Annotated in this window: 15 protein-coding genes; 9 read left to right on the top strand and 6 right to left on the bottom strand. The window is 28.6% G+C overall.

Translation table 11 applies throughout. The features are described 5' to 3' along the window. Positions 1-155 precede the first annotated feature (155 nt). The 4 genes from AC2A4K_RS07785 (at position 156) to AC2A4K_RS07800 (ending at position 3861) form a co-directional block, all read left to right on the top strand. On the top strand, positions 156-692 hold the full coding sequence (locus AC2A4K_RS07785) for a glutathione peroxidase (protein WP_322503512.1): 537 nt from the start codon (positions 156-158) through the stop codon (positions 690-692). Between the two features lie 218 nt (positions 693-910). After that, complete coding sequence (locus AC2A4K_RS07790) at positions 911-1582, top strand: ABC transporter ATP-binding protein (RefSeq protein WP_322503511.1); 672 nt, start codon at positions 911-913, stop codon at positions 1580-1582. 49 nt (positions 1583-1631) lie between these two features. Then, positions 1632-2555 carry a COG1361 family protein gene (locus AC2A4K_RS07795; RefSeq protein ID WP_322503510.1) on the top strand — a complete coding sequence of 308 codons (924 nt, stop codon included), beginning with the start codon at positions 1632-1634 and terminating at the stop codon, positions 2553-2555. A gap of 10 nt (positions 2556-2565) precedes the next feature. After that, positions 2566-3861 (top strand): ABC transporter permease, encoded by a 1296-nt coding sequence (locus AC2A4K_RS07800; protein ID WP_322503509.1) that lies wholly within the window; start codon positions 2566-2568, stop codon positions 3859-3861. 41 nt (positions 3862-3902) lie between these two features. On the opposite strand, the gene AC2A4K_RS07805 is transcribed toward AC2A4K_RS07800, so the two are convergent. From AC2A4K_RS07805 to AC2A4K_RS07815, 3 genes are all read right to left on the bottom strand, one after another. Then, the gene (locus AC2A4K_RS07805; protein ID WP_322503508.1) at positions 3903-5102 is read right to left on the bottom strand and encodes a collagen-like protein; all 1200 of its coding nucleotides are present in this window, start codon (positions 5100-5102) and stop codon (positions 3903-3905) included. A gap of 136 nt (positions 5103-5238) precedes the next feature. Further along, positions 5239-5817: a metal-dependent hydrolase gene (locus tag AC2A4K_RS07810; RefSeq protein WP_322503507.1), complete on the bottom strand. Its 579-nt coding sequence runs from the start codon at positions 5815-5817 to the stop codon at positions 5239-5241. Between the two features lie 213 nt (positions 5818-6030). Then, positions 6031-6261 (bottom strand): hypothetical protein, encoded by a 231-nt coding sequence (locus tag AC2A4K_RS07815; protein WP_322503506.1) that lies wholly within the window; start codon positions 6259-6261, stop codon positions 6031-6033. A 221-nt stretch (positions 6262-6482) separates the two neighbouring features. Here AC2A4K_RS07815 and AC2A4K_RS07820 point away from each other — a divergent pair, with 221 nt between their 5' ends. Then, positions 6483-6755, top strand: a complete 273-nt coding sequence (locus AC2A4K_RS07820) for an NUDIX hydrolase N-terminal domain-containing protein (RefSeq protein WP_322503505.1) — start codon at positions 6483-6485, stop codon at positions 6753-6755. Between the two features lie 106 nt (positions 6756-6861). Here AC2A4K_RS07820 and AC2A4K_RS07825 read toward each other — a convergent pair whose 3' ends face one another. Then, positions 6862-7017, bottom strand: coding sequence for a hypothetical protein (locus AC2A4K_RS07825; protein WP_322503504.1), 156 nt, complete (start codon positions 7015-7017; stop codon positions 6862-6864). Positions 7018-7128: 111 nt separating this feature from the next. Between AC2A4K_RS07825 and AC2A4K_RS07830 the strand changes: the two genes are divergently transcribed. From AC2A4K_RS07830 to AC2A4K_RS07840, 3 genes are all read left to right on the top strand, one after another. Further along, the gene (locus AC2A4K_RS07830) at positions 7129-7992 is read left to right on the top strand and encodes an alpha/beta hydrolase (RefSeq protein WP_322503503.1); all 864 of its coding nucleotides are present in this window, start codon (positions 7129-7131) and stop codon (positions 7990-7992) included. 60 nt (positions 7993-8052) lie between these two features. Continuing rightward, complete coding sequence (locus AC2A4K_RS07835; RefSeq protein WP_322503502.1) at positions 8053-8853, top strand: YdcF family protein; 801 nt, start codon at positions 8053-8055, stop codon at positions 8851-8853. Positions 8854-9201: 348 nt separating this feature from the next. Further along, complete coding sequence (locus AC2A4K_RS07840) at positions 9202-9843, top strand: pentapeptide repeat-containing protein (protein ID WP_322503501.1); 642 nt, start codon at positions 9202-9204, stop codon at positions 9841-9843. Positions 9844-9877: 34 nt separating this feature from the next. On the opposite strand, the gene AC2A4K_RS07845 is transcribed toward AC2A4K_RS07840, so the two are convergent. Continuing rightward, positions 9878-10102 carry a helix-turn-helix domain-containing protein gene (locus AC2A4K_RS07845; RefSeq protein WP_322503500.1) on the bottom strand — a complete coding sequence of 75 codons (225 nt, stop codon included), beginning with the start codon at positions 10100-10102 and terminating at the stop codon, positions 9878-9880. A 12-nt stretch (positions 10103-10114) separates the two neighbouring features. Next, on the bottom strand, positions 10115-10603 hold the full coding sequence (locus tag AC2A4K_RS07850) for a DUF2975 domain-containing protein (RefSeq protein WP_322503499.1): 489 nt from the start codon (positions 10601-10603) through the stop codon (positions 10115-10117). Positions 10604-11076: 473 nt separating this feature from the next. Between AC2A4K_RS07850 and kdpA the strand changes: the two genes are divergently transcribed. Further along, the gene (kdpA, locus tag AC2A4K_RS07855; protein WP_322503498.1) at positions 11077-12813 is read left to right on the top strand and encodes a potassium-transporting ATPase subunit KdpA; all 1737 of its coding nucleotides are present in this window, start codon (positions 11077-11079) and stop codon (positions 12811-12813) included. Position 12814 lies beyond the last annotated feature (1 nt).

The following is a 12814-nucleotide window of genomic DNA, read 5'->3' on the forward strand; positions in this document are numbered from 1 at the left end:
AATGACATAACGGTAAAGAAAATAATTTCATAGATTAAATACAAGTTTTAATGGAATAGAAAAAACATATTTTTAAAATTTATAATTAGATTAAAATTTTTCAAATAGGATAAATTAAATTTGGGAAACAAGATGATTTAAAAGGAGAGATTAACATGTTATATGATTTTAAAGTTAAAGATGTTGAAGGAAATGAAGTTTCTCTAGGTGATTATAAGGGAAAAGTACTTTTAATAGTTAATACTGCAACTGGTTGTGGATTTACTCCTCAATATGAAGGATTACAAAAGCTTTATGACAAGTATAAAGATAAAGGATTTGAGATATTAGATTTTCCATGTAATCAGTTCTTTGATCAAGCACCAGGGAGTAATGAAGAGATTTCAGGCTTCTGCAAACTAAATTATGGTACAACATTTAAAACTTTTGCCAAAATAGACGTAAATGGAGAGAATGCCAATGAGTTATATAAGTTTTTAAAGAAAGAAGCTCCAATGGCAAAAGAAGATGAATCATCCTTAGGTTTTTATGATAAATTAAAGGGGTTAGGATTTACTACAGAAGGTGATGAGATAAAATGGAATTTCACTAAGTTCTTAATTGACAAAGAGGGTGAGGTTATAGCTAGATTTGCACCTACAGTTGAACCTGAAAAATTAGAAGAACTTATAGAAGAGTTAATAGAAGAATAAATATTTTAAAATCAGAAAAGTATAGAAAGCTTATAATTAGTTTTAAACTAATTATAAGCTTTTTACATTTTATTTTATTTTTATTTACTTAATATTCATGGTACAGTAATTAATTTGTTATTAAGTTTAAATTCAATAAAGATATACTTAATTGTGAGAATTTGTAAAAATATATTGTTTAAAGGGAAAGTCTGTAATCTTTTGAAAAGGGGGAAATCATGGTAATTCAATGTAAAGATATAAAGAAAACCTTTAAAGTTGGAAATACCTCCGTTGAAATATTAAAAGGTATAAGTTTAACCATAAATAAAGGCGAATTTACTGCTATTATAGGTGAATCTGGATCAGGTAAATCAACTTTTTTGAATATCTTAGGGGGAATAATGCCTTGTGATGAGGGAGAAATAGTTATAAATGATTATCATATTGAAGGATTAAATGAGAATGAACTTGCTTTATTTAGAAGAGGAAATATGGGGTTTATATTTCAAAGTTACAATCTAATGCCTCAACTAACAGCTTTGGAAAATGTAGAAATGCCATTAATTTTTTCTGGAGTTCCTAAAAAAGAAAGAATAGAAAGAGCAAAATCAATGCTTGAAAGAGTTGGATTAGCTGATAGGATGGATCATAAACCCTCTGAATTATCAGGAGGACAACAACAAAGAGTATCTATAGCTAGAGCTTTAGTAAATAATCCAAGTGTAATTTTAGCTGATGAACCAACTGGAAATTTAGATAGTAAAACTACTATAGAAATATTAGATTTATTAAAAGATTTAAATAAAAAATTTAATACAACCTTTATTGTAGTAACTCATTCTCAAGTAGTTTATGAATATGCAGATAAAGTAATAAAGATGGAAGATGGTCTTCTTTGTAAAAGTTAATAAACAAAAATTAGTGTTTATATAAATTGGGAAATTTAGGGGGTAAAATATGAAAAAAAGAAATTTAAGTTTAGTTTTAGCTTTAGCTACTATACTGACAACAGTATCAGTTCCACAAAAGACTTTTGCTTTTACAGATAAGGTTTCTAATGCCTTATCTGAAATGGGAAATGAAAATGGTAATGGAGAAAATAATGGTAATAATTTAAATGGGGGAGAGCAAGTATCACCTCAAGCTAGTAACATTCAGTCAAAAGATTTAATAATAAGTTCAGTAACAACAGATGAGGATGTAGTGGAACCAGGAATGCCATTTACATTAACCTTTAAGGTTGAAAATATAAGTGGAAATAGTCTTTATGGAGTATCACTTAAAATCGTAAATGTAGAGGGAAAAGGCACTTTAGATGGCTTTATGCCTGTGGGAACAACAAATGAAATATATGTTGGGAGTATAGCACGAAATGATGTTAAGTATATAAGCATAACCTTAGCAAGTGATCCTAATATAAAGGCTGGGGTACACAATTTCGTTACTAGTGTTATGTTCAATGAAAAAGGTAAAGAACAAGAAGAAATAACTAAAATAGTTGGAATAATGGTTCAAAATACTCCAAGCTTAAGTATAAGTGGAGTTACACCTAGTGAAGGTGCCATTAGTGCCGCTTTAAGAAATGATAGTAAAACTAAAGTTAAGAATGTAAAGGCCAAGGTTACTATAGATACAGAAGTTATAGAACAAAATATAGGGGGAATAGATGTTGAAGGTGAAGAGTATATGGATATAGCAATAACACCATCTGAACAAGAAAGAGATGCCTCTATTGAAATAACCTATGAAGATACAACTGGAAAACAATACACAGAGACAACTTCATGTAAAGTTCCAGCCATGATGGTTGTAAATGAAGAACCACAAAAAAGAGGTAAATTAGGCTTAGTATCCTTTATAAAAAGTTTATTTAGATTTTAGGTGATTGCTTATGAGATTTACTGATTTATTATCCATAATATGGAGAAATATGTGGAAAAGGAAGACAAGAACAATTTTTACAATGATGGGTGTAATAATTGGCTGTCTTGCAATTTTTATAATAAGTTCTATAACAAACGGCTTTGAACGATACTTAACTTATGAAATGGAAAGTTTAATGGATACATCTGTAATAAATATATATCCTAATTGGGGTGGAGAAACAGATGGTAAAGATGAGGAGAGTTCTAAAAGTAAATTAACAGATAAAAATGTTGAAGAATTAAATAATTTAGGATATTTTTCTGAGGTAATGCCTAAAAGGTATGCTCATACTCAAATAAAGTATGGGAAAGTACAAACATATTCAAGGGTATTAGCTAATGATAAGGCAAATTTGATTCCAGAAAGTTCTATTTTAGTAGGAAAGACTCCTAGACCACGAAGCAAGGAATTATTACTTGGATATGATGTAGCAAAGGAACTATTAGGGTATACTTGGGAAGAAAAGGTTAAAGACGATTCTGAATTTCAACAGCTTATTGGAAAAAGAGTAAAATTAGGTGGAGAAGATTTTGGAGTAGATGAAAATGGAAATCCAATAAAGAGCAAGCAAGTAACTTGTAATATTGTTGGGGTTTTAACAAGTGGAAATGGCCAGAGCAACTATGAAATTCAGGGTTCACGTAAACTTGTTGACGATATGATAAAAAGTGCTCCATTTGTGGATGAGCAATATTTGAAAGAACAGCTTACAACCTATGAAAGAATAGATGTTAGAGTTGATGATAAAGAAATGTTAGAGTCTTATGAAGGTATATTAAGAGACATGGGATATCAAACAAATTCCTTTAAGGAATTTGAAAAACAAACAAGATCCATGCTATTAGGTGTAAGTATAATACTTGGATCATTAGCAGGAATCTCTCTTTTAGTAGCTGCTTTAGGTATAACCAATACTATGGATATGGCTATATATGAAAGAAATAGAGAAATTGGAGTGATTAAAGTAATTGGTGGAAGCATAAAAGATGTTATAAAAATCTTTGTCGGAGAAGCTTGTGCAATATCAATTACTGGAGGATTTATCTCCATAATATTAGGTGGCTTAGCAACATGGGGTATAAATTCGGCAGCAAGATCAATAACACAAAATATGATGGGACAAGCTATAGAAAAAATAGCAGTTCCAAGTGTTTCATTAATTTTAGGTATTCTTGCTTTTTGTTTAATAATTGGGTTTGTTGCTGGAATACTTCCAGCTAGAAAGGCTGCTAAGACAGATGTTATAACAGCTATAAGATAAAAATAAAAGACCATACTAGTGTATGGTCTTTTATTTTTTTATTAATCAGCAACTCTAACTATTTGAACCCATGAACCTATTCCAGTGTTTATACCAGTAGATTCTCCTAAAATGGCTGGAGTTACAGCAATTGGTACTGATACTATTTGGCCTAAAACATTTCTTGTAGAATTATTGACTAATGTAAATACATCACCAGCATTAGCATTTACAGCAATACTTCCATTAACAACTCCTATTTGCCCAGGTTCAACCCTAGGAGTTCCAGATAAAAATACTCTAGAATTACCTTTAAATAAAGAAACCAATGCACTAGCAGTAGAAGGATTTATATTGTCTAAATTAAATGACCACATAAATAGGTATCTTCCAGCCTCATTTATTGTAAATGTTCCATTTGTTATATTAGCTGTTATTGCTGTGAATGTTGAGCCATTAGGATTTTGAACATTATAAGTGAAAATACCATTGGCATTAATATTTTGACTTGCTGTAGCTGAATAACTAACTAATAGTGTATCATTAAAGTTTCTTCCAGGTTCACCTTGAAGTCCTTGAAGGCCAATAGGACCTTGAGAACCAGCAGGACCTTGAGGACCAGTAGGGCCAGCAGGGCCAGTAAGACCTTGAGGACCTTGAGGACCAGTAGGACCAGTAGGACCTTGAGGACCTTGAGGGCCAATAGGGCCAATAGGACCAACAAAACCTTGAATACCCTGAGGACCAGTAGGACCAGCAGGACCTTGAACACCAGGAGGGCCTTGAGGACCAGTAGGACCGATGTCACCATCAGGACCTTGAGTACCTTGAGGACCAACAGGACCTTGATCACCTTGAGGACCTTGAAGGCCAGCAGGGCCAGGATCACCTTGAGGTCCAGTAGGGCCAGGGTCGCCTTGAGGACCAGTAGAACCAGTAAGACCTTGAGGGCCTTGAGGACCAGTAAGACCTTGAGGACCTTGAGGCCCTATAGGACCCATAGGGCCAGTACAACCTCTATCACCTTTAGGGCCCATAGGGCCTCTTGGACCAGGTTTACAACAACCACACTTTATTTCGAAAGAACATTTATCATCATGACATTTATCATCACGACATTTATCATCGCAACATTTATCATTATAACCGTTATCATCATAACAGCTATCTTGGTAATTGTTATTATATCTATCGTAATAATCAGATTCGTCATTATTATAATAATTATTATATTCATTTGGATTATAATTTCTTCTTACCATAACTAAAACTCCTTACATAATATTGAAAAAGCAATTTCACAATATTAGTTTATGAAATTATTATTATGTTGTTCCAAATATTAAATATAAAAAATTAAAAACACTCAATATAAAAATAATATAGAGTGTTTTTTTATTAGTTAACAATAGTTCTTAATAAATTAATTCCTAAAATATTATATGAAATTAAGTATATGTTATAGCCGATAAGAAAAATATTAACGATTTTAAGTAATTTGTTAATCATTTTTTCAAGTTTTGATCCAGTTTTGATTTTTGCTATTTTTAAGTTAGCTTTCCAAGGAAAGAATAACTCAATTCCTTCTGAGGTAAAAAAGTCTAAAATCAGATGAGATACATAACCGCAAATAAATCCCATAGAAATTACTAAAAATATTATGTTAAAGTTACTAACATGTACAATTGTATAAAGAATTAATATTATTATCGATAAACATAAGAGGCTATGGGTAAAACCTCTATGTCTACATCTGCTTCCTAGATATTTAGAAAGAAATGGATACATTTGACTGATTGAAGATTTTCTGTGATCTATGTCTGGAAATAAAGATCCTATATAAGAAAAATGAAAAAATAAAGCTATTAATAAAATCTTATAAGCTATATCATAGGGTATTAAAAATAGAGTTATAAGTGAGTTGAGCATTATAAGAGAAATGCATATACCACCTGTTGAATGTGTTTCTTTTGTCATATATTCTCCTTCAAAATAATTATCATTAGTTTTATATTAAAAATATTATCATAATATTACTTTATTATAAAGCTAAAATAGAAAGAGAAAGTTTAACAAAAAATCCTAGGAATAGAGTGGACAGTTCTATTCCTAGGATGATAGTTATGGTGGTAATTTTATGTAAGGTTTCTTACCAAATTTAAAGTAATATACTTAAATTACTGAGTAATATTATTTGTTTTTATTTATAAGTACAGAATATGCAATTAATAATATTCCTAATAAAGCAAGGATTGAATTTATAACACTTGAAAGAGCTTCCATAGATGTAAAGCAAAATACTCTTTGTTCTAGATATAAAGCTATGTTATTTAAAAATATATTTTCAAGTATTAAGGGAGAAAAAAGAGTTGTTAATATAACTGCGATTACGGCTATTAAAGCTTTTTGCGTGTTTTTCAAAATAAATCAACTCCTTACTTATTAAAATAAATATTACAAACTTCATTTAAGAGATATTACAAATGTATTCTAACAAGATTTTAAATTATATGGAATAGTTTGTGCATAACTGGGTAAAAAACATGTAAAAGTGGGCATTATATGTAAAATGTAATCTTTAATCTAATAAAAATATACTATAATTAATAAAAAGATTTTTAATTAAAATGTGAGGTTATAATATGGAAAAATGGTTAAGGTGGGCTACAGAAATAGATTCCATTGCACAGGCAGGTTTAGCTTCTTCAAAGGATGTATATGATATAGAAAGATTTAAGCAACTTAAAAATATAGCCTCTGAAATAATTAGTGAAAGTGCAAATCTGGAATTACATAAAGTAAAAAAATGTTTTGCTTTGAATCTTATAATAATCCTAACTTTAAGACTAAATTCGATTAATAATTATAAGAAACTAATAAGTTTATATGAATATACTAAAGGTCATAACTTATGAAACTATTAGATACTAAACTTTCATAAATTATGACCTTTAATTTTTGACTAGCTAAAATCAACATTTACTTAAAACAGAGCCTTTTAATTAAGTGGTTATTAACTGCTTAGAAGCCTCTTTTCTTTGCTTCTATTCCACTTTCATTAAGTGCAGGCTCTTCTATAGTTGTGTTAAGATGATTCTTAGACCATTGGTTTTGAGTTTTATTACCATTAGCTAAATACTTTTCTTTTGTATATACTTTTTTATTTATACTTTTCATGAAATCAACTCCTTAAACTTTTATATTAATAGTATGTAAAATTTTAAGAAAAATATATTGTAAATTGAGACCATATTTGTATAAAATAATTTGTATAGGAGGAAATTTGTTATGAGATTAAAGGTTATAAAACATATGTATGCAAGTAAATTAAAGAATTATAGAGATATATTAGTATATCTTCCAGAAGATTATGATAAAAATGAAAAAAGATATAATGTTATATATTTTCATGATGGTATGGAGTGTTTTTTTGAGGAATGGTCTTTATCAGGTAAATCATGGCATGTAGATAAGGTTATAGAAAATCTTATTGATGATAATTTATTAGAGGAATGTATAATTGTAGGAATTTCAAATAATTTTGATAGGATTAGAGAATTAGCTCATTTTAACTTTATAAATAAAGGAGAAGAAATTTATTTAGTAGAAGGAAAAGGTGAACTTTACGAGGATTTCTTAATAAAAGAGCTTAAACCATACATAGATAAGAATTTTAGGACAAAGCCAGAAAGAGAATTTAATGCTCTCATAGGATCTTCTATGGGTGGAATGGTTACTTTTAATATAGGTATGAGAAACCCAGAAGTCTTTTCAAAGTTAGGAGTGCTTTCTCCGGCCTTTTGGATGGCATATGAAAATGGGTTTGAAAAGATTAAAAATTATGGACATCATGATTTAAAACTATGGATGGATTATGGAACAGGAGAAGGAAGACTTATAACAGAGCCTGTTAAAAGTGTAAGTAAAATGCTTTTAGATAATGGGTATAAATATAAGGATGAATTTGTTCTTTATGAAGACTTAGATGCACCGCATAATGAAGGAGCATGGAATGCAAGGCTTAGAGATGTAATATTATATTTATTTAATGGAGATATGACAAATAATTATAAGCTTATTTCAGAAGAGAATTTAAAAAATCACAAAATGAATTTTGAAGAGCTTAAGTTTACTAATTATAAAAAAGATTAAGATTAACTATTAACTTTAAAAATTGTGTATTAAGTAAATTTTATTATTACAGGATTTTTTATGAATAGAAATTTAGGAGAAGATATGGATAAAAATAAAATAAATTCTTTAAATAGTATAGGACAATTTTTAGCTAAAAGAGATTTTAGTCAACTTACTAAGGAGTCTTTAAAGAAGAATTTTGGCATTGAAAAAGTAGATGTTTTAATATTATTAGGAAGTGCTATAACTTATAATATTAAGGTTGCTATAGAAGCTTATGAAAATAGGCTTTGTAATAAAATTTTAATATGCGGAGGAATTGGCCATTCAACTGATCTTCTTAGGGAAACAGTTAGAAAACATAAAAATTATAGTGATATAAAAACTTATGATAAAGCTGAAGCAGATATTATATATGAAATAATATTAAAATATTTTAACGTGCCAAAGGAAGATATAATTATAGAGAATAAATCAACTAATTGTGGTGATAATGCAATAAAAGCCATAGAAATTTTAGATAGATTAGATATTAACTATGATTCATTATTACTTATACAAGATCCTACAATGCAACTTAGAACATATTTAGGATTTTTAAAAGTTTTAAAAAATAAAGATAACGTTAAAGTCTTAAATTATGCTCCATTTATACCAATATTAAATGAAAATTTGGAGTTTGATAATAGTGAAGTTGATGGAATATGGAGTTTAGATAGGTATGAAGAACTTATTCTTGGAGAAATACCAAGACTTAGAGATGATGAAAATGGATATGGACCTAAAGGAGCAAATTATATAGAACATATTGATATACCAAAGGAAATAGAAGAGCATTACTTGATTTTAAGTAATATTTTAGGAAAAGAAACTAGATAAAAAAAAGAAGTAATATGGTTCATATTACTTCTTTTTTATTTTATTAACTAATTATCAATAGTTATATAAGGAATTAAGTAATAAAAACTTATTAAGTGAGAATAAATACTTTAATCTATTGGATTTAAAATAAAAGAATTTATCAAAAGGTTACATTGAACAAGGAATAGATATAATTTTAAATGACTCTAAATATGATTTTCTTAAAGAAAATCATAGATATAAGGATTTATTAAAGAATAAAGCTAATTAGAAAGATATTTATAAACTTCTAAATTTAAGTTGTATGTGTAATACTTAATATAGATGAACAAATTATATAGAAATTTTATTTTAGGAGACATAAGTATGAAAGTTTTTAAAATGCAATTACCTAAGATTCCTTTAGAATTAAATAAAATAGAAGATATAACTAGAGAAATTTTAAGTGAAGAAAAATTAGAAGAAGTTATAATAGAAAATGCAATAATAGAGAATATAGAACAAACTTCAGTAAAGTTCGATTCATGTATATTTAGAAATGTTATGTTCATAAATTGTAGCTTTACAAGAATAGATATGACAGATGTAAGATTTGAAAGATGTGATTTGTCTAACTGTGAGTTTTTTGAGGGGGGACTTTATAGAGTTGAGTTTAAAGGATGTAAAATAATAGGGAGTAGATTTGATGAATCATCTTTAAACAACATTTCTTTTAAAGATTGTTTAGGAAGATATTCTAACTTTTCTTTTAGTACTTTAAAAGAGGTAGAATTCAAGGAATGTGATTTAACAGGAGCTGTATTTCAAGAAGCTAAACTAAAGAAGGTAAATCTAGAAAATATAGATTTTAAAGAAGCAATATTTAGAGGAACAAATATTAAAGATATTGATTTTAGAAGTTGCAATATAAATGATATAGATATAAATATGGAAGACTTAAAAGGTGGAGTAGTTACAGCGTACCAAGCTTTGGAATTAAGTAGATTCTTAGGAATAATAATAAAATAAGATTAAGATAGGTGGATAATAATTTATTATCTACCTATCTTAATCTTTCATCATCCTCTTCTACATATTCTAAAATATCTCCTGGTTGACATTTTAATATTTCACATAAAGAATTTAAGGTTGAAAATCTAACAGCTTTAGCCTTATTATTTTTTAAAATAGAAAGATTAGCCATTGTTATTCCCATCTTTTCTGATAGTTCTGTAGAACTGATTTTTCTTTTAGCCATCATTACATCTAAATTCACAAGAATTGGCATGTTTTAATCCTCCTAAATCGTTTTATCATTTTCTTCTTTAATCTCAATAAATCTTTCAAATAATCTAGCAAGAACCATACATAATAAACCTATGGTAACACATATAAAAGATATTATTAATATAGGAGGTGCTATTATAGTTTTTTCAAAGAAATCTATTGAATATTTTAAATAAATAGAAGTTAAAGAAAATGTTATTATTTCAGAAAAAGAGCAAATACAAATAATTTGTAGTGATTTAACTATCTTAAATGAAAAAGGATTTTCTTTCTTTATCAAATGACATATTGTTTTTACTTTAAATAAAGCTAATATATAAGGAATAGCACAAATATAAATACATATAGTCACAGTCCATATTAAAGGAGAGTCTACCATAGAAAAATGGCTCTTAAAAAGTGCAGTTAACAATAAAGGTGTTCCTATAAGAACTAATATAGTTAAAATAATTCCCAGTGCTACTACATAGTCTAATATTTTTGAAGTAATATTACTTTTCAATTTTAGTACCCCATTTCAATTTTATATTATGAAGAAATTATAAACATTTTCTTATCGAATGTCAATAAATACTTATTAATAAAGTGCATGTAGTTCATAGGCTCATATATTAATAAGAACATAAAAAGTAATATATTAATTCTATAAACTTTCTATACTATGTAGTGAATTTTATTCTGTAATTAAAATGAGGATCTTGAAAAAGCATAGACATAAAAGAAAGTAAATATTAAGAGTCTTTAAATTAAATTCTTAAAGGCTCTTTTTTATTTTCAATAAAATCTTATAAAAATTAATCTTTATACAATCTTAATACTAACAAATAAAACTCTAACGCCATCTTAATATGTTTTTAAATATAATAAATTAAGGAAAGGGGGAAAGAAAGATGAAATTCATTTTAATCATTATGGGATTAGCATCCTTAATATTATTTATTTATCTTTGGTATATATTGCTTAGGGGGGATAGAAATGAGTAATGCAATTTTACAATATTCGTTATACTTAATAATCTTAGTTTTATTAGCGATTCCATTAGGAAAATATATTGGAAAAGTCATGAATGGAGAAAAGGTATTTTTATCAAAATTAATATTACCTTGTGAAAACTTTATATATAAGGTACTAGGAATTAATGAAGAGGAGATGGACTGGAAGAAATATTCAATGTCAGTTTTAGCATTCAGTGCTATAGGCTTTATATTCTTGTTTATTTTGAATTTGTTCCAAGGAGTATTGCCATTAAATCCTGAAGGAATAGAAGGAACTTCATGGGATTTAAGTTTTAATACAACAGCTAGTTTTATTACAAATACAAATTGGCAGGCTTATTCTGGTGAAAGTCAATTAAGTTATTTAACTCAGATGCTTGGCTTGACAGTTCAAAACTTTTTATCAGCAGGAACTGGAATTGCTGTTTTATTTGCTTTAATAAGAGGATTTACAAGAGTAAATAAAAATGAATTAGGGAATTTTTGGAGAGATTTAACGAAGAGTGTTCTTTATTTATTAGTTCCTTTTTCAATAGTTCTTTCAATATTATTAGTTTCACAGGGAACAGTACAAAATTTTAAATCTTATGAAGAGGTAGCTCTTTTAGAAGAAATTGTTTTAGATGATGGGAGTATAGTTACTAGTCAAATAGTTCCTCAAGGACCAGCAGCCAGTCAGGTAGCTATAAAACAGTTAGGAACTAATGGTGGGGGATTCTTTGGAGTAAACTCAGCACATCCTTTAGAAAATCCAACAGCCTTTTCAAATTTATTAGAAATGTTATCTATACTTTTAATACCTGCGTCTCTTTGCTTTACTTTTGGTAGAAATGTAAAGGATAAAAGACAAGGAAAAGCCATATTTATAGCTATGTTTACCTTACTTGTTGTTGCACTATGCATAATTGGAATAAGTGAAGCTAGTGGAACACCACAATTAGCTCAGGATGGAGCCGTAAATCTAGGCTATATAGATCAAGGTGGGGGGAATATGGAAGGTAAAGAAAGTAGGTTTGGAGTAGTTGGCTCTAGTACGTGGGCAGCGTTTACTACAGCGGCATCTAATGGTTCTGTAAATTCTATGCATGATAGTTTTACTCCAATAGGAGGAATGATTACAATGCTTTTAATGCAACTTGGAGAAGTTGTGTTTGGTGGTGTTGGATGTGGACTTTACGGAATGATAGCATTTGCAATAATAACTGTATTTATAGCAGGGCTTATGGTTGGAAGGACACCAGAATATTTAGGTAAAAAAATAGAACCTTATGAGATGAAGATGGCTATGCTTATATGTTTAGCAACTCCTATTGCTATTCTTATAGGAAGTGCATTAGCAGCTATTAATCCAGAAGTAATAAATAGCTTAACTAATTCAGGTACACATGGCTTTTCAGAAATTTTATATGCCTATTCTTCTGCAGGAGGAAATAATGGATCAGCCTTTGCTGGACTAAGTGCTAACACGGTATTTATAAATGTAACTATAGGATTAATAATGCTATTTGTTAGGTTTGTTCCTATGATTGCTACACTTGCTATTGCAGGTTCTTTAGTTAAAAAGAAAAAAGTTGCAACTAGTATCGGAACATTACCAACTCATAATTTATTATTTATAGGTTTATTAATTTTTGTAGTTCTATTAGTAGGTGCTTTAAGCTTTTTCCCAGCGCTTGCTTTAGGCCCAATAGCTGAGTTTTTGCAAATGATTGCTTAAG

Source organism: Clostridium sp. LIBA-8841 (assembly GCF_057782475.1).